This is a genomic window from Actinomyces sp. HMSC075C01 (assembly GCF_001812965.1).
Taxonomy (GTDB): Bacteria; Actinomycetota; Actinomycetes; order Actinomycetales; family Actinomycetaceae; genus Actinomyces; species Actinomyces acetigenes.
The window spans coordinates 1-17,220 of sequence record NZ_KV810969.1 but is presented as its reverse complement, the minus strand read 5'-3'; the positions used below and the strand labels follow the sequence as shown (position 1 = coordinate 17,220).

The 17,220-nt window shown below is 67.0% G+C and carries 12 protein-coding genes, 1 tRNA gene and 1 pseudogene; 3 read left to right on the top strand and 11 right to left on the bottom strand.

The window, feature by feature from the left end; all coding sequences use genetic code 11:
* The 8 genes from HMPREF2883_RS03080 to polA all read right to left on the bottom strand — a co-directional run.
* A partial coding sequence (locus HMPREF2883_RS03080; protein WP_141759013.1) for an HAD-IC family P-type ATPase occupies positions 1-1,372 on the bottom strand: 1,372 nt, incomplete at its 3' end.
* A gap of 56 nt (positions 1,373-1,428) precedes the next feature.
* On the bottom strand, positions 1,429-2,433 hold the full coding sequence (locus HMPREF2883_RS03075; RefSeq protein WP_070658928.1) for a TerC family protein: 1,005 nt from the start codon (positions 2,431-2,433) through the stop codon (positions 1,429-1,431).
* A 240-nt stretch (positions 2,434-2,673) separates the two neighbouring features.
* Positions 2,674-4,770 (bottom strand): excinuclease ABC subunit UvrB, encoded by a 2,097-nt coding sequence (gene uvrB, locus HMPREF2883_RS03070; protein ID WP_070658927.1) that lies wholly within the window; start codon positions 4,768-4,770, stop codon positions 2,674-2,676.
* 352 nt (positions 4,771-5,122) lie between these two features.
* Positions 5,123-5,866, bottom strand: a complete 744-nt coding sequence (locus HMPREF2883_RS03065; RefSeq protein WP_070658926.1) for a transcriptional initiation protein Tat — start codon at positions 5,864-5,866, stop codon at positions 5,123-5,125.
* Between the two features lie 117 nt (positions 5,867-5,983).
* Entirely contained in the window at positions 5,984-6,634 is a 651-nt protein-coding gene (gene coaE / locus HMPREF2883_RS03060; protein WP_256277306.1) for a dephospho-CoA kinase, read from the bottom strand.
* An 88-nt stretch (positions 6,635-6,722) separates the two neighbouring features.
* Complete coding sequence (locus tag HMPREF2883_RS03055; protein ID WP_070658924.1) at positions 6,723-8,468, bottom strand: hypothetical protein; 1,746 nt, start codon at positions 8,466-8,468, stop codon at positions 6,723-6,725.
* Between the two features lie 200 nt (positions 8,469-8,668).
* On the bottom strand, positions 8,669-10,123 hold the full coding sequence (rpsA, locus tag HMPREF2883_RS03050) for a 30S ribosomal protein S1 (protein ID WP_070658923.1): 1,455 nt from the start codon (positions 10,121-10,123) through the stop codon (positions 8,669-8,671).
* 310 nt (positions 10,124-10,433) lie between these two features.
* Complete coding sequence (gene polA, locus HMPREF2883_RS03045; protein WP_070658922.1) at positions 10,434-13,271, bottom strand: DNA polymerase I; 2,838 nt, start codon at positions 13,269-13,271, stop codon at positions 10,434-10,436.
* Positions 13,272-13,288: 17 nt separating this feature from the next.
* On the opposite strand from polA, the gene HMPREF2883_RS03040 reads away from it, so the two are divergent.
* Positions 13,289-13,927 (top strand): PaaI family thioesterase, encoded by a 639-nt coding sequence (locus HMPREF2883_RS03040; RefSeq protein WP_256277305.1) that lies wholly within the window; start codon positions 13,289-13,291, stop codon positions 13,925-13,927.
* A gap of 33 nt (positions 13,928-13,960) precedes the next feature.
* Here the strand turns inward: HMPREF2883_RS03040 and HMPREF2883_RS03035 are convergent, their stop codons facing one another.
* On the bottom strand, positions 13,961-14,569 hold the full coding sequence (locus tag HMPREF2883_RS03035) for an ANTAR domain-containing response regulator (protein WP_009405613.1): 609 nt from the start codon (positions 14,567-14,569) through the stop codon (positions 13,961-13,963).
* Positions 14,570-14,623: 54 nt separating this feature from the next.
* Between HMPREF2883_RS03035 and HMPREF2883_RS03030 the strand changes: the two genes are divergently transcribed.
* A tRNA-Leu gene (locus HMPREF2883_RS03030) sits at positions 14,624-14,700 on the top strand.
* A 280-nt stretch (positions 14,701-14,980) separates the two neighbouring features.
* On the top strand, positions 14,981-15,367 hold the full coding sequence (locus HMPREF2883_RS15835) for a hypothetical protein (protein ID WP_343283831.1): 387 nt from the start codon (positions 14,981-14,983) through the stop codon (positions 15,365-15,367).
* A gap of 246 nt (positions 15,368-15,613) precedes the next feature.
* Here the strand turns inward: HMPREF2883_RS15835 and HMPREF2883_RS15830 are convergent.
* Together HMPREF2883_RS15830 and HMPREF2883_RS03020 are read right to left on the bottom strand one after the other, a co-directional pair.
* A pseudogene (locus tag HMPREF2883_RS15830) lies at positions 15,614-16,615 on the bottom strand (recombinase family protein); the annotation flags it as partial.
* Between the two features lie 28 nt (positions 16,616-16,643).
* A partial coding sequence (locus HMPREF2883_RS03020) for a recombinase family protein (protein WP_256277304.1) occupies positions 16,644-17,220 on the bottom strand: 577 nt, incomplete at its 5' end.

The following is a 17,220-nucleotide window of genomic DNA, read 5'->3' as shown; positions in this document are numbered from 1 at the left end:
CCCCCCCCGGAATCAGCCTCCAGGGTGAGCGCGAGCGGGCCAGGGCCACGACGCGCGCTCCCTGCGCGGCGATCTGACGAGCACGATCCAGTACTGACTCGCTGTGTCCTGCCAGGAGGATCTCGGGGGCGCCGAGCACCCAGGTGGTGCCGGAGCGGTCGCGAGCTGCGGACCACTTGCGGCGCGAGGAGAAGGGCACCGACTCGACGTCTGTCGAAAAGGCCGCCTCGCCGGGTTCCGGGACTTCCCTGAGGCCGTGCTCGCCGAGGCGCTCGGGATCGCTGAGCCCCTCCCTGATGGCGTCGGCGGTGGCGTTGGGCTCCCCCACCGTACTGAGTAGGGCGAGCGCCGAGAGCACCTCACAGGACGCCCGACCGCCGTCGGCGCCCTGGATCTCCCCGAGGCGGATGCGGCCGGTGGTGATGGTGCCGGTCTTGTCCAGGCACAGGGTGTCGACCCGGGCCAGGACCTCGACGGCAGGCAGCTCCTGAACCAGGACGTTGCGCCTGGCCAGGGACAGGGAGGCGGTGGCGAAGTTGACGGAGGTCAGAAGGACCAGGCCCTGGGGCACCATGCTGACCACGCCCGCGATACCGGCGACGACTGCGTTCCGCCAGGCGCCGCTGCTCCAGGCCTCGGCGATGCTTCCGCTCAACCGCAGCTGGGACCACACCAGCACGAGGGCCACGGGCACGATGACCCAGCTGATCCAGTGCAGCACCCGGTTGGTCCCGGCCTGCAGCTCGCTGACGACGAGCGAGTACCTGCGGGCCTCCCGGGCCAGCCGGTGGGCGTAGGCGTCCCCGCCGACCGCGGTGGTGCGGAACAGCCCGGTCCCGGCCGTCACCGTGGTCCCGGACATGACCTGCGCTCCGCTCACGGGGCGCACGGGCCGGGACTCACCGGTGAGGATCGACTCATCGATCTCCAGGCCGTCACTGGTCAGGACCTCCCCGTCAGCAGGCACCTGCTGTCCGGCCCGGAGCCGTACGACGTCGTCGAGGACGACCTCGCCGACCGCCACCTCGGTCTCGGTCCCGTCCCTGACGACAACGGCGCGGGGCGTCTCCAGCACAGACAGACGGTCCAGGGCGCGCTTGGCGCGGATCTCCGTCAGGGTCCCGGTGGCGGTGTTGAGCAGCAGAACGAAACCGAACAGAGCGTCCGCCCAGTGCCCCAGTGCCAGGACGAGGACCAGCGCGACGCCGAGGATGCCGTTGAAGATCGTGAAGACATTGGCTCGCAGGATCTGGGCGGCACTGCGGGAGGTCCGCTCGCGGTACTCGTTGGTCCGTCCGGAACTGACACGCTCGGCGACCTGGGCGGCGCTGAGCCCGATCACCGGGGACTCGGGGGGACTCGTCGTACTCACGAGTCACACAGTAGTGAATCAGTCGGAGGGTGCTCCTCCTCCTGGGGGCCGAGACCTCAGGATGCGGCCTCGGCACGCCGGGCATCTACTCGCGACTTGAGAATCGAGGCGATGACCGTGACCAGGATGGTGGAGATGATGACGCCCAGGGACACTCCGATCGACGCCTCGGGGATGGCGTGCCACTCCTGGCCCCCGTTGATGAAGGGCACCTCGTTGGTGTGCAGGGCGTGGACGATGAGTTTGAAGCCGATGAAGCCGAGGATGACCGCCAGGCCGTAGTGGAGGTAGACGAGTCGGTCGAGCAGCCCGTCGATGAGGAAGTAGAGCTGGCGCAGGCCCAGCAGGGAGAAGGCGTTGGCGGAGAAGACCAGGAAAGGCTCGCCGGTCAGGGAGTAGATCGCGGGGATGGAGTCGACGGCGAACATGACGTCGGCGGTACCGATGGCGATGATGCACAGCATCATGGGGGTGATCATGGTGCGCCCGGCGTGGCGGTGAATGACTTTTCCGCCCACGAAGCCGTCGGTCATGGGGATGACGCGGGCGACGAGCTTGACGAAGCCGCTGGGCCTGTACTCCTCATCGTCGTCGTCGGGTTCCTCGACTCCCTCCCGGGCCTGGGAGAAGGCGGTCCACAGGAGCCAGGCCCCGAAGAAGTAGAAGACCCAGGAGAAGTTATTGATGAGCGCGGCGCCGGCGAGGATGAAGATGAGCCGCAGAATGAGGGCGATGACGATGCCGGCGAGCAGCACCTCCTGTTGGTACTTCCGGGGCACCTTGAAGGAGGACATCATGATGACGAAGACGAAGAGGTTGTCGATGCTCAGCGCCTTCTCGGTGATGTAGCCGGCCAGGTACTCCTGGGCGAAGCCCCCGCCCCACACGAACCAGACGATGCCGGAGAAGGCCAGCGCCATGGCGATATAGGCCACCGACCAGACGGCGGCCTCCTTCATGGTGGGCTCGTGAGGGGTGCGCACGTGACCGACAATGTCGATCACGATGAGGGCCAGGATGATGGCCGCCAGGCCGATCCACCCCAGGATGTGGACGTCCACGTGTTCTCCTCCGGTACGGAACTGGTACCGGAGGTCTCCTCCCGCCACGTGCACAGGCCCTCAAGGCGCGTACCGCTCTGGCCGCGACGCCGGGAACGCAGGACCGTACGTGGTGCCCGCACCGCCGTGATGACGACGTCGCCGTTGGTTGGGAGTACTCCCCTCCGTGTATAACGTCCGAGAGTCTAACGGGGCGTTTCCTCTCGGCGTAGCCCCGCCGACGCACTCATGGCTGTGAGATCAGTCGGCGGCCTGCATGGCGCGCAGCTCCTTCTTGAGGTCCTGGATCTCGTCGCGCAACCGGGCGGCGAGCTCGAAGTGGAGGTCCTCGGCGGCGGCGTGCATCTGCTGGGTGAGCTCGTTGATGAGCTCGGCGAGGTCGCCCTGTGCCGCGCCCGCGAGCTTCTCGCGCACTGTGGCCTCGGCGGCGTGCTTGCGTCGGGCCCGCACCGATGAGTCCTCGTGGCCCCGGTAGCCGCCAGCCAGGAGGTCGGCGGTGTCGACGTCCTCACGGGCGAGCATGTCGGTGACGTCGGCGATCTTCTTGCGCAGCGGTTGCGGGTCGATGCCGTGCTCGGCGTTGTAGGCCAGCTGCTTGGTGCGGCGGCGCTCAGTCTCCTCGATGGCCTCGGCCATGGCCGGGGTGATGGTGTCGGCGTACATGTGGACCTCGCCGGAGACGTTGCGGGCGGCACGTCCGATGGTCTGCACGAGGGAACGGGTCGAGCGCAGGAAGCCCTCCTTGTCCGCGTCCAGGATGGACACGAGCGAGACCTCCGGCAGGTCCAGGCCCTCACGCAGCAGGTTGATGCCCACCAGGACGTCGAAGCGCCCCAGCCGCAGCTCGCGCAGGAGCTCGACGCGTCGCAGCGTGTCAACGTCGGAGTGGAGGTACTCCACGCGCACGCCCCTCTCGGCGAGATAGGTGGTCAGGTCCTCGGCCATGCGCTTGGTCAGGGTGGTCACCAGGATCCGCTCCTGGCGCTCGACGCGGGTGCGCACCTCCTCGAGCAGGTCGTCGATCTGTCCCTGTGTGGGCTTGACGACGACCTTGGGGTCCACCAGTCCCGTGGGCCGGATGATCTGCTCGACGACGCCGTCGGAGCGCTGGGTCTCATAGTCGCCCGGGGTGGCCGACAGGTAGACGGTCTGACCGACGCGGTCCTCGAACTCGGCGAAGGTCAGGGGGCGGTTGTCCAGTGCGGAGGGCAGACGGAACCCGTGCTCGACCAGGGTGCGCTTGCGGGAGGCGTCCCCCTCGTGCATGGCCCCGATCTGGGGGACGGTCACGTGGGACTCGTCGATGACGAGGAGGAAGTCCTCGGGGAAGTAGTCCAGGAGCGTGTTGGGCGGGGTGCCGGTCTCGCGCCCGTCGATGTGCAGGGAGTAGTTCTCGATCCCCGAGCACATGCCGATCTGCTGCAGCATCTCCAGGTCGTAGGTGGTGCGCATTCGCAGGCGCTGGGCCTCCAGGAGCCGGCCGTCGTGCTCGAGCTGGGCCAGGCGCTCGGCGAGCTCGGCCTCGATGCCCTCGATGGCCTTCTGCATGCGTTCGGGACCGGCCACGTAGTGGGAGGCGGGGAAGACGAAGACCTGCTCGACGGTGTCGATGACGTCGCCGGTCACAGGGTGCAGCGTGGCCAGGGCCTCGATCTCGTCTCCGAAGAACTCGATGCGGATGGCGAGCTCCTCGTACATCGGGATGATCTCCACCGTGTCGCCGCGTACACGGAAGGTGCCGCGGGTGAAGTCGATGTCGTTGCGGGTGTACTGCATCTGCACGAAGCGCCGTAGGAGATCGTCCCGGTCGATCTGCTGGCCCACCTCCAGGGGCGTCATCCGGTCCACGTACTCCTGGGGGGTGCCCAGGCCGTAGATGCAGGACACCGAGGAGACCACGACGACGTCTCGGCGGGTGAGCAGGGAGTTGGTGGCGCTGTGGCGCAGGCGCTCGACCTCGTCGTTGATGGAGGAGTCCTTCTCGATGAAGGTGTCCGTCTGTGGGACGTAGGCCTCGGGCTGGTAGTAGTCGTAGTAGGAGACGAAGTACTCCACCGCGTTGTTCGGGAGAAGCTCGCGGAACTCGGCGGCCATCTGAGCGGCCAGGGTCTTGTTGGGCTCCAGGATGAGGGTGGGGCGCTGGACCTGCTCGACGAGCCAGGCGGTCGTCGCGGACTTACCGGTTCCCGTGGCACCGAGCAGGACGATGTCCTTCTCCCCCGCCCGGAGGCGCTCGGTCAGCTCGGCGATCGCCGTGGGCTGGTCACCACTGGGTGTGTAGGGGCTGACGACCTCGAAGGGCTTGGCTGCGCGCTGGAGCTCGGTAACGGGACGCATGCCCTCAGGCTACGCGGTCCGGCCGACACCATTGACACCTCTGATCGCGCGGGCGGCTCGTTCATCATCCTGCGATCCGGTTGTCACCACACAGATATGTTTTTGTGTCCAGGAAGGAACCTTCCAATCGACTTCGCCTATTACGGTGATCTCCGCAGGACGTCGGGCCGTCCCGTTCCATGTTCATGTGGATACTCACTGGGCCCGCGTCTGCCCCGTCTTCATCCCCTGAGTCCAAGGAACTTTCATGGCTTTCATCGTCGCCGTCTCCGCCACCATCGTCGGCGCCCTCGGCCCTGCCCGCACCGCCTCCCGACGCAGCAGCTGCTCGGGCTGAGTCCGCTTTCCGGCTCTACCTCTCGGTTCCGCCCCACTCGACGGCGGTGAATCCGGTCCGGGCGGGTGCGGGCACCAGCTTCTGCTCCCGAACCGCTGTCTGCGGCGCGTCCCCGACGACGATGTAGACCCGGATGAAGGTATCCGGGACGATCTCGGCACCCGAGGAGGGGTCTGTGAAGCGGTAGACGGCCTGGCGCGCGAACTCCTCAGAGGCGAAGGTGACTAGGGCTCTGCCCCGCTGGGCGATCCGCGGCCCCCAGAAGGTGATGAACTCGGCCGCCTCGCGCTCACTGAGCCCCAGGGTGGAGAGCTTGTCCTCCAGGAAGGCGGTGACCGCATCCGCCTCGACGACGAAGCCCTCGTCCTGAGCGAGGGTGGCCGGCTCCTCCCCCTCCCAGAACAGTGACGGGTAGTGCCGTCCCGAGGCGTCGGTCAGGTCCCCGTCAGGTGCTGCCGTCACCTGCCACGCGACGCTGCCGTCCGCCTGCGTCTGCGGCGTCGGATAGGTGTAGGTCAGCGTCCCCTCATAGTCCAGGGACACCGACAGGCCCATCGTCTTCGTGGGGTAGAGGTACAGGACCGGCTTCTTGGGCATGTCCCGTTCCGGCTCTGGGCTCGGCTCTGAGCTCGGTTCCTCAGTCGGCTCCCGGTTCTGCTGCTGGATGGCGGCACAGCCCGCGAGCATCCCGCCCGCAGCAAGGCCGCCGAGCAGCAGAAGGCTCCGACGAGCGGGAGTCTGTATCGGTGAAGGCGGCATGACGGTTCCTTTCGTAGAACTGATGCGTCCGGCCCGACGGCGTCCGGGGCGCCGTGGCTGCTCGCCTCACTGTAGGAGTGGGCGCGGTATCCGCCGATGGGAAGGCCTCCCCTGCCGTCAGGCGGTGGCTCCCGGCTCCAGGATCCGGGTGCTCCAGAGTCTGTCGACCTCGGCGCGCAGGTCCTCCAGCGTCCCAGAGTTGGACACGATGACGTCGGCGACGGCTCGGCGTTCCTCGTCGGTGGCCTGCACGGCGATACGGGCCAGTGCCTCGTCACGAGTCATCCCTCGCGTGGTGAGCCGCTCCAGACGCAGCTCGAGCTCGGCCTCGACGACGACGACGAGATCGAACAGGTCCTGCATCTGCCCCTCGACAAGGAGAGGAACATCGTAGACCGCCACCTGCCCGGCCGGAACCGTGTCCATCCGAGCCCACGCCTCTGCTGCGATGAGGGGCAGGAGGAGTTCCTCCAGGCGCACACGGCGCAGGTCGTCGGAGAAGACCAGCCGTCCCAGGGCGCTGCGGTCCAGGGAGCCGTCCGGGGCCAGGATTCCTTCCCCGAACTCGGCCACCACTGCCGCAAGACCGTCACTGCCCGGGCTGACGACGTCACGAGCGACCTCGTCGGCACTGGTCACGACCGCGCCACGCTCCTCGAGCAGGCAGGCCACCGTCGACTTGCCTGAACCGATGCCACCGGTGAGCCCCACGCGCAGGGCTCGATCCGTCGGACGGCGAGTGGAACAGGGGGCAGGTGTGTGGCGCATGGTCCCATCATGCCGTGACCTGCCCGAGCCGGGCCAGCGCGCCGGCGATACTGGCGTCACCAGCGATACAAGGCGCGGCCTCGCCCTGTCAGTCGCCCACTGAAGCCGCCCGACCGTCAGTCGTGATCGTCGTGGTTGATCCGGGTCGTCTTCTTCCTCCCCGGCCCCGCCCGTAGGGAGCGATGCGCTCCTCGACCCGGGCCAGCGACTCCACCGCGCCCTGCGGAGGACTCACGCACCGGGAGGCCTGCTCCGAGGCCCGCGAGATGACTTCGCGGATGATCGGTGCGCGAGAGTGGTCCTCCTCCACCCCGTCAACCAGGACCTCCGCCAGCGCGGAGAGGACCTGCACGGCAACCAGAGGGTCGCCGACGGCGTCGACGAGTATCCCGCAGCGTTCTCCTGGCCGGTTGATCGGCCAGGATTCCATCGCCTCCCTGCACTGGCGCCATATCCGGCCGCTGGAAGCGCTGTCTCCACGAGCCTGAGCGGCGTGCGAGGCCAGAGCCAGGGCGGCGCAGGCCGTTTCCGTCCACCCTTGGCTCAGACTCAGCTCCGCCGTGTCGAGATGCTCCTTCTCCGCACGTTCATTGGCGCCCAGTGCCGCCAGCAGCCGACCGAAGGCCAGGCGGAGGTCGACGACCAGCTCCAGGGTGGAGTCGTCCACCACCTCCGACAGCGAGGCGCTGACCGTTTCCGCGGTCGACATGGCGCGCTGTCGCACCGATTCCATGCCATAGCCGCGAGACAGCGTGAGCAGCTCACGGACCTCCTTGAGCAGCGCTCCCTGGTTACGCAGCCGGGCGCGATCAGCCGGCACTGCGCTCGTCACCGTCCCGTAGGACCGACTGGCCAGACCTGCGGCCTCAGCGGCCATGCGCATCTCAACCCGGTACGACACGCCATTGTTGCCGTTGCGGACGTCGAAGCGGTGGGCGATGCCACGCACGAAGGCGGTCATGACGTCATAGGCATGGACAACGGTGTCCCAAGCCGTGAGCTCCAGGTTCCCCCACGGCGTCGTCCAGCTCAGCGAGGCACCCAGGGCATGCTTTCCGTAATCAGCCCGGTTGGCCTCCCGCATGACGAGAGCCAGTCCGACAGCGGTGTTCATCAGCTGCCAGGCCGAGGCCTCCGAGACGGCCTTCATGGGGCTGTGACGGATGAGCGCGATGGCCCGCTGCCACTGGGAGGACAGCCCCAGGTACTCGAGCCTGTCCGCCAGGCACTGGAGTGACACGACATCTGGAAGGTCGAGCCGGCTCAAGGAGACGAAGGCGTCCTCGGCCTCAACGAGCCGTTGGTGGGCCAGGTAGGGAACCAGCACCGCCCCCAGCCCCCGCGCGGTCTCCAGGGGATCGGCCTCGGCACGCTTCGGGGTGGCCGTGGCTGTGCTGATGACGCCGGAGTAGTCGTCATGCATGCGGGCGGTGGCCAGGACGGCTCCGGTGTCGGCCTTGCCGAAGGAGAAGAGTCTGGCCTCACGGAGCTGTTCGAGGGCCTCGTCCCTGAGGCCGAGGACGGCGGACAGCTCCACCTGGGCGTAGCGCAGTGGAAGCGTCGAGCAGCCGTGGGCGGCCCGAATCCCCTGACAGAAGGCGATCGCCTGCTCAAGGCTCTTCCTGCTCGTGTCCGGGTCCTGGCCCAGCTGAACCAGCCACGCCCGGTCGACGGCGCAGACCGCCTGCACCACCTGGCCGGGCGCGTTTCCCGCAGCCGCCCCTTCGCCGTCGTCGGCGGCGATCGCCTTCCACAGGGCCGCTGCAGCGGCGCGACTGGGGCAGACGGGGTCGACATCCTCCAGAGCGCGGGCAATGTCGCCCCAATAGCTCATATCGTCTCCAACGGTCGTCACGTACAGGTTCCTGCTCCTGGGAAGCAGGGAGCGCCGGCCCCGGCCACAGCATGGCACAGGTGAGGTGCCCGAGCGATGGGGAGAAGGCACCGACATCTGAGGGTCTCTGCCTGCTTCGCAGGCAGAGACCCTCAGATGATGTCAGAGATCAGTTCTGATCAGTGAAGAGGTGCGGATGCTCAGTTACCAGTGAGCTTCTCGCGCAGAGCGGCCAGGGCCTCATCGGAGGCCAGCGTGCCAGAGGCCTCCGACGGAGCCGAGGAGTAGGAGGTGCCGCCCGCGGGGGCCGCCGGAGCACCGGACTCCCGCTCCTCCTCCAGGGCCTTGGCGACCTGGGCCTTGTGGGCCTCCCAGCGGGCGTGAGCAGCCGCGTACTCGGCCTCCCAGGCCTCGCGCTGGGCGTCGTAGCCCTCGAGCCACTCGTTGGTCTCCGGGTCGAAGCCCTCGGGGTACTTGTAGTTGCCCTGCTCGTCGTACTCGGCCGCCATTCCGTAGAGGCTGGGGTCGAAGTCCTCCGACGTCGGGTCGACTCCCTCGTTGGCCTGCTTCAGCGACAGGGAGATGCGACGACGCTCCAGGTCGATGTCGATGACCTTGACGAAGACCTCGTCTCCGACCTTGGCCACCTGCTCGGGGACCTCGACGTGACGCTGCGCCAGCTCGGAGATGTGGACCAGGCCCTCGATGCCGTCCTCGACGCGGACGAAGGCACCGAAGGGAACCAGCTTGGTGACCTTGCCGGGAACGACCTGGCCGATGGCGTGGGTCCGGGCGAAGGCCTGCCACGGGTCCTCCTGGGTCGCCTTGAGCGACAGGGAGACGCGCTCGCGGTCGAAGTCGACGTCCAGGACCTCGACCGTGACCTCGTTGCCGACCTCGACGACCTCGGAGGGGTGGTCGATGTGCTTCCAGGACAGCTCGGAGACGTGGACCAGACCGTCGACGCCGCCCAGGTCCACGAAGGCACCGAAGTTGACAATGGAGGACACGACACCGGAGCGGACCTGCCCCTTCTGCAGGGTCTGCAGGAAGTTGGTGCGGACCTCGGACTGGGTCTGCTCGAGCCAGGCGCGACGGGAGAGGACCACGTTGTTGCGGTTCTTGTCCAGCTCAATGATCTTCGCCTCGAGCTCACGGCCCACGTAGGGCTGAAGGTCGCGAACGCGACGCATCTCCACCAGGGAGGCGGGCAGGAAGCCGCGCAGGCCGATGTCCAGGATGAGACCGCCCTTGACGACCTCGATGACGGAGCCGGTGACGACGCCGTCCTCCTCCTTGATGCGCTCGATGGTGCCCCAGGCGCGCTCGTACTGCGCGCGCTTCTTGCTCAGGAGCAGACGCCCTTCCTTGTCCTCCTTCTGCAGGACGAGGGCTTCAATCTCATCACCGACGGAGACGATCTCATCGGGGTCGACGTCATGCTTGATGGACAGCTCGCGAGCGAGGATGACGCCTTCGGTCTTGTAGCCGATGTCGAGGAGGACCTCATCGCGGTCGACCTTGACGACAGTGCCCTCGACGATATCGCCGTCATCGAAGTACTTGATGGTCTCGTCAACGGCGGCGAGGATCTCCTCGGTCGAACCGATGTCGTTGACGGCGACCGGGGCGGGGCTGGGCGTAGTGGTTGTCATTGAGTGGATGCTCCGAATACGGATAGTTGGATCGGGTTGATAGGGACTGCGCGCTCCCCAGTAACGTGGATCGGCCCGGACCAATTCATCATCCTGGTTGGATCAGTCTCATAGGAGACGCCCAGAAGCGCACGAGTGAACCTTAGCAGTACGTGACGAATCCGTAACTAGACGATGCTCAAGCATTATCCCGTACGTACGTGCAATCGCTCACGTCATCTGACGACTTGATGTCAAAAGGATGACGTGCCGATCTCATTCATATATCACCGGCTTCTTCGGCCGAGAGCGCGGGTCCTGGAAGGGTCCTCTAGTGGGCGGCCTCACGCCAGGTGCGTCCTCGTCCGACAGCGACGTCCAGGGGGACCGAGAGCTCTGCCGCCCCGCCCATCTGTTCCTTGAGGAGGGCCTCGACCGCCTCGGCCTCTCCGGGCGCGACCTCGATGAGGAGCTCGTCGTGGATCTGCAGGAGGATGCGGCTTGCCAGTGCCTGCTCGCTCAGCGCGCTGTCGACGTCGATCATGGCCTTCTTGACGATATCGGCGGCGCTGCCCTGGATGGGAGCGTTGAGGGCGGCCCGTTCAGCCATCTCACGGCGCTGCCGGTTGTCGCTGGTCAGGTCGGGCAGGTAGCGCCGGCGCCCGAACATCGTCTCGGTGTATCCGTCGCGGCGCGCCTGCTCCACGACGGACTCCAGATAGTCGTGAACCTTCCCGAACCTGGCGAAGTAGGCGTTCCTCAGATCCGCCGCCTCGGCGTTGTCGATACCGAGCTGACGGGCCAGCCCGAAGGTCGACAGACCGTAGGCCAGTCCATAGCTCATGGCCTTGACGTGGCTGCGCTGCTGGGCGGTGACGTCCTCGACCCTGATGCCGTGGACGAGGGCGGCGACGTAGCGGTGCAGGTCCTCCCCGCTGCGGAAGGCCTCGATCAGCGCCTGGTCTGCGGACAGGTGCGCCATGATGCGCATCTCGATCTGGGAGTAGTCGGCGGTCATGAGGCACTCATAGCCCTCGCCGACGGTGAAGGCCTCACGGATGCGCATTCCCTCCTCGTGACGGGCCGGGATGTTCTGCAGGTTGGGGTCGGTGGAGGACAGGCGCCCCGTGGCGGCGATGGTCTGCTGGAAGGTGGTGTGGATGCGACCGTCGGGCTGGATCGCCTTGCGCAGTCCCTCAACCGTCTGCCGCAGCTTGATGGCGTCGCGGTGCTCAAGAAGGTGCTCCAGGAAGGGGTGGGAGGTCTTGGCATACAGCCCGGCCAAGGCATCGGCGTCCGTGGTGTAGCCGGTCTTGGTCTTGCGGGTCTTGGGCATCTTCAGCTCGTCGAACAGGACGGCCTGGAGCTGCTTGGGACTGGAGAGGTTGAGCTCTCGCCCGGCGGCGGCGTAGGCGCCCTCAGCGGCGTGGGTCACGCGGGCGTCGAGCTCGGTCTGGCGGGCTTGGAGCACGGCGTCGTCGACGGCGATACCGGCGTTCTCCATGACGGTCAGGGTCGCGGCCACGGGCATCTCCAGGTCGGTGAACAGTCCGGTGACATCACGAGCCGCCATCTGCTCATCGAGCACGGCCTGGAGCGGGAGCAGGGCGGCGGCCCGACGTGCACTGGCCAGGTGGGATGCGGGAACGGCCTCGGAGGTGAGGGCCTCGAGGTCGAAGGCGCTCTGGGAGTCGCCAGGGCCACCGTCGCCCCTGGCTCCGTTCTCGTTGACGGAGGCCAGGTCGATGCCGAGCCAGCGCTGGGTGAGGGTGTCGACGTCATAGCTGCGCTGCTCAGGGCGGCACAGGTAGCCGGCCAGCGAGAGATCTGCGACGACGCCGTCGAGCGTGAGCCCCCGGGCGCTCAGCGCGTGCCAGCTGCCCTTCGCGTCAGCGACGAGCTTGGGGCGCTCCACGTCGGACAGGAGCCGGGCCAGGACGGCTTCGTCCCCGGGCAGGATCTCGGCGAGGTCGATGACGACCGCCCGAGAGCCATCGGACAGCGACACGAGCACGGCATCGCCCTCCACCGGCCTGAGGATGCCGACAACATCGACGCCCAGGGGGCGGGTGCCGTCGTCGCCATCTGCCGGCAGGCCGGCCTCCAACCAGTCAGCCAGCTGCCCCGCGGCAAGATCGTGTCCCAGCGAGACGATCTCCAGGTCGCTCAGTGCGTTCAAAGCGCCGGCTTCCTCTGCCTCGCCCGGCTCGGCGTGGTCGGAGGTGTCGGTGAAGCTCAGGATGCGCAGCGCCCGCTGGTGCAGGGTGCGGAACTCCAAGGCCTCGAACACGCGTGCCAGGCCGGCGCGGTCGGCACCCGCAAGGCGCAGGTCGGTGCGCGGGACGACTCCGAGATCCAGGTCGGTGAGCAGGTGGTTGAGGCGGCGGTTGCGCACGACGTCGTCGAGGTGGTCGCGCAGCGACTGGCCGGCCTTGCCCTTGATCTGGTCCGCATGAGCGATGACGCCGTCGAGCCCGTCGTAGAGGTTGATCCACTTGGCGGCGGTCTTGGGGCCCACGCCCGGGACTCCGGGGAGGTTGTCGCTGGTCTCGCCAACCAGGGCGGCGAGGTGCGGGTAGCGCTCGGGCGTCACCCCGTAGCGCTCCTCCACCTCCTGAGGCGTCATGCGACGCAGTGTTGACACGCCCTTGACCGGGTAGAGCACGGTGCACCGCTCGGTGACCGTCTGGAAGGAGTCGCGGTCTCCGGAGCAGATGAGGACCTCCATGCCCTCTGCCTGGGCAGAGGTCGCCAGGGTGGCCAGGATGTCGTCGGCCTCGTAGCCCGGCGCGGTCAGCGCTGTGACGCCCATGGCCTCCAGGACCTCCTGGATGAGCTCGACCTGCCCGAGGAAGGGCTGCGGCGTCTCATCGCGGGTTCCCTTGTACTCGGCGTACTCCTCAGTGCGGAAGGTGCCTCCCGGCAGGTCGAAGGCGACCGCCACGTGGGTGGGGCGCTCATTGTCCAGCAGCGACAGGAACATGGACACGAAGCCGTGGACGGCGTTGGTGGACTGCCCCGTCGACGTCGTGAAGTTGTCGACGGGCAGCGCGTAGAAGGCGCGGAAGGCCATCGAGTGTCCGTCAATGAGAAGAAGCCGTTCGGGTACCGGATCCGAGGGGGACTGAGGTGTTGGACTCGTCGCAGGGCTGGTCTCGGTGGTGCTCACCGTGCCAGCCTAGGCCCATGACCCATCCACAGTCCGACTCGCCCCTCTCCCCCATCAGCGTAGGGGGCTCCAGTGACTCTCAGGCCTCTCCTGCCTCCGCCGACTCCCCCGGCTCGCCGGCGGTCGTCGGGCCGCTGGGCCCCGTAGGCCGCGTCACTGCGGCCTCCTACTCCGGAGCGAGTGCCTCCGCCGTGGCCTTCCCGGACCCTGCCCGGCGCCCGTACCCGGATCCGCGTCCCGCGGGCTCTGCCGTCTCCGCCTCCTCAGCACTGCACGCGGTGCTGGAGGACAGTGAGGAGGGCACGCTCATGGAGACCCTCGGGATGGAGGTGGTGACTCGTGACGCGAATCGGACCGAGGTCCGGATGCCGGTCGATGGCGCCCGACAGGTCGTCGGAATCCTGCACGGCGGTGCCACCGCTGCGATCATTGAGACGGCTGCCTCCGTGGCCGCGCGCGCGGCGGCGCCCGACGGTGCCGTCCCGGTGGGGGCGGAGCTGACGGTCAGCCACCTGCGCTCCGTGTCCCAGGGCTGGGTGAAGGCCACCGCCGTTCCTCTTCACCGCGGCCGTCGCACCGTGGTCTACCAGGTGACGGTCACTGACGACGAGGAGCGGACCATCGCCGTCGGGACGCTGCGCAGCCTGTTCACCTGAGGCTCCGCACCGCAGAGGGCGATCAGTGGACGCTTAGTCCTTCTTGGCCGAACCGACCTGTTCGATGACGGCGTCGGCCACCTCGCGCATGGTCAGACGCCGGTTCATGGAGGTCTTCTGCAGCCAGCGGAACGCCTCCGGCTCGCTCAGCCCCATGCGCTCCATGAGCAGTCCCTTGGCCCGGTCAACGCGTTTACGGGTCTCGAAGCGCTCGGTGAGGTCGGAGATCTCACTCTCCAGGGAGAGGATCTCCTCGTGCCGTGACATGGCGATCTCAAGTGCCGGGATGAGATCCGCCGGGGTGAAGGGCTTGACGACGTAGGCCATGGCGCCGGCGGCGCTGGCTCGTTCGACGAGCTCGGTCTGGGAGAAGGCGGTCAGCATGACGACGGCGCAGTTGTGCTTCTCGAGAATTCTCTCCGCCGCGGTGATGCCGTCGGTCACCGGCATCTTGACGTCAAGAACACACAGGTCAGGGTCATGCTCATCAGCCAGGCGGACGGCCTCCTCACCGTCTGCGGCCTCCGCGACGATCTCGTAGCCGGCATCGGTGAGAGTCTCGACGATGTCAAGGCGGATGAGGGTCTCGTCCTCGGCGACGAGCACCCGGCGGGACTTGGTGGTGCTGGACTCATTGCTCACGGCTGCGATCCTAGTATGATCTCGCTGTTAGCGCCCCCGCAGAGCCGGCGGCGTGCCTCCGTAGCCCAATTGGCAGAGGCATCCGACTCAAAATCGGAGTGTTGTGGGTTCGAGTCCCATCGGAGGTACCAACAAGCTCTTACCCGAACCCACCCCAGTCGAAACAGGCTGGGTTGCGGTTCCAGATGTTGAACAACGCTCACCCACCAGGGTGGGCGTTGTTTGTGTTGTGGGGCTCGTGGGCTCATCGTCAGCGGTGTGCGACGTGATCGAGTTGTCAGGCTGAGCCGCATGCTGCAGGTGGTGCGCATGGGCGGCGGCGTGCAGGCTGGGGCTGGCCAGCTGGTCGAAGGGTGAGGTGAGCAGGGCGCTGAGGCGAGTGCTGGAGCCGGTGTCGGCGAGGTTGACAGAGTGCGGTGCAGCCCCTCCCCCGCTGGCATCGCCAGTTCCTTCTTCTCGAGCGCTGTCCTCACCGCCCGTCTCCTCACCTGCTGCATCCTTATCCGCTGGCCCGCCAGCATTGGCAGCATCGCTCGTGCCATCGCCTGTGCTAGGCAAGATGACCCGTCCCTCCTCATCGACGAGTGGATTGACCAGCACCCGCTGGAAGAACACCTGGTTGAGCAGCTTCTTCAGGTGGTTTGGGGCAGCTTGGTAGAGGCGGTGGCAGTCTTCGATGAGGTCAAGGGCCTGGGTGAGGTGCTGGCGGACTTCAGCGGCGTCGGCTTGGTAGGCGGCCAGTTGGCGCTCAATATGGTCAAGCTCGCTCGTGAGCTTGGCTTGTTCCTCTTTGAGTAGGTCAAGGGGCACCGCTCCTTCGTAGTGGGCGTGGAGGAGACGACGTCGTCTGTCTTCAATGTTGGTGCGCCGGGTGGTGAGGGAGCGCACTGCTTTGGCCTTGTCTCCTTCGATCTGGCTTAGCTCGTCGTGGAGGTAGCGCTCGATCTGCGTTCTGTCTGCTGCGCTGAGCTGGATGGTTCGGTAGAGCTCTACCATCCGGTCTTCGACGACGTCGATGAGGACGGCGGTGAAGGCGCAGTCGTGGAGGCGGCAGCGGCGGGCGCAGACGAAGTAGGGATAGATGGTGCCCTTGCTGTTCTTGGCATTCTGGACGGACAGGCGAGCACCGCACTGGCCACAGACAACCGTGCTCTTGAGGAAGTGGTTGTGGATGCGCTGGCGCTCCCCGTAGCGGCGTGAGGCCAGGATGGCCTGGACGGTCTGCCAGGTCTGGCTATCTACCAGCGGCTCATGCTTGCCGGGGTACTCCACGCCCTGGAACGTGACGATGCCCTTGTAGTAGGGGTGACGCAGGATCTCGTGCAGGCGCGTGGCCGTAATGGGCTTGGCACAGCGCCGTGGCGTGGGTGGGATACTCAGGCCGAGAGTGTTGAGATGGTCGGCTAGCTGCCGCACCGTCCAGTTACCGGTCGCATACTCGGTGAAGGCCAGCCGGATGAGCGGTGCGCGCTCCTCGTCGAGGGCGATGGTGCGGACCTCTCTTCCGTTCTCGTCTCTGGCACGGACGTTGAGGTAGCCGAGCGGTGCTTTGCCCAGTGTCCCGCCGTTCCTGGCCTTTTCTCCCATCCCCTTGATGACCTCATTGGCTAGGTTCCGGGAGTAGAACTCAGCAATGCTGCTCATGATGCCGTGTAGGAGCATGCCGCCCGGTGTCTGGTCGATGTTCTCGCTGGTGGAGACCAGCCGGACGCCGGCCTCTTCGAAGGCCCTGTTTATCTCTACATCGTCCGCCCGGTTGCGGGCTAGGCGGTCGAGCTTGTGGACGATGACGTAGTCGATCCCACCATCTTCTTTGAGGTAGGCCAGCATCTTCTGCAGCTCAGGGCGGTTCGCAGACCTGGCGGACTCGCCCCGGTCGGCGAACTCCTTGACGACCAACGCACCCATTGACTGGGCCTTGCGCTTATTCGCTTCCCGCTGAGCCGGCAGGGAGAAGCCCTCCTCCGACCCACCACGCTGGGCCTGCTCCCGAGTGGAGACACGGATGTATGAGACGGCCCGCTTGGGGGTGAGCTGGGCGGCCATGGCGGTGAAGGGATCAGGGGCGAGTGCGTCAGGCATGGTGCACCTCCTCATGCTGTTCATTGGCTTGACTGGTCGTACTGGTTACGCTGGCGTCGCCGGCTTTGCTTGTCTCGCGGGCATCTGTGCCGTCAACTGCTTTACCGGCCTGGTTGACCTGGCTGTCCGCACCGGTTTCGCCAGGCTTGCTGTGTTCGCTGGTTTGCTCGCGCTGCTGGCGTTCTTGTTCTCTCAGCTCATCGAGCTGGCGCATCCATGCGCCTTCTTCGTCGTTCCACCAGGCAGGCGGCTCACCGTCGCCCGGCTGCCAGGTATTGAGGCAGACCAGGTGGGTGCCGGCCTGGGTGAGCTGGTCGACGACCGCGTCAGCTTCGGCTGTGGTGAGGTTGGGGGTGGGCCAGCCCGCCGTGATGACGTACGCCACCCCACCGCGCTGGCAGGCATCGAGCAGCATGCCCAGGCCGTACTGGCGCTGCTGTCGGTCGTGGAACTCGGTGACCAGGTTGAGGCCCATCGCGTCGGCGTAGTCCTCGACCAGCTCCCGTTGCCGGGCCAGCTCGAAGGGGTAGCGGGCCGCGCCGTAGAAGATGGCGATCGGCCCAGTGCCT

What these genes read in the sequence shown, in the direction of transcription:
- uvrB (WP_070658927.1), bottom strand. Translation starts at nt 4,770, where the DNA reads ATGCGTCCCGTTACCGAGCTCCAGCGCGCAGCCAAGCCCTTCGAGGTC.
- HMPREF2883_RS03065 (WP_070658926.1), bottom strand. Translation starts at nt 5,866, where the DNA reads ATGCCGCCTTCACCGATACAGACTCCCGCTCGTCGGAGCCTTCTGCTG.
- coaE (WP_256277306.1), bottom strand. Translation starts at nt 6,634, where the DNA reads ATGCGCCACACACCTGCCCCCTGTTCCACTCGCCGTCCGACGGATCGA.
- HMPREF2883_RS03055 (WP_070658924.1), bottom strand. Translation starts at nt 8,468, where the DNA reads ATGAGCTATTGGGGCGACATTGCCCGCGCTCTGGAGGATGTCGACCCC.
- rpsA (WP_070658923.1), bottom strand. Translation starts at nt 10,123, where the DNA reads ATGACAACCACTACGCCCAGCCCCGCCCCGGTCGCCGTCAACGACATC.
- HMPREF2883_RS03040 (WP_256277305.1), top strand. Translation starts at nt 13,289, where the DNA reads ATGACCCATCCACAGTCCGACTCGCCCCTCTCCCCCATCAGCGTAGGG.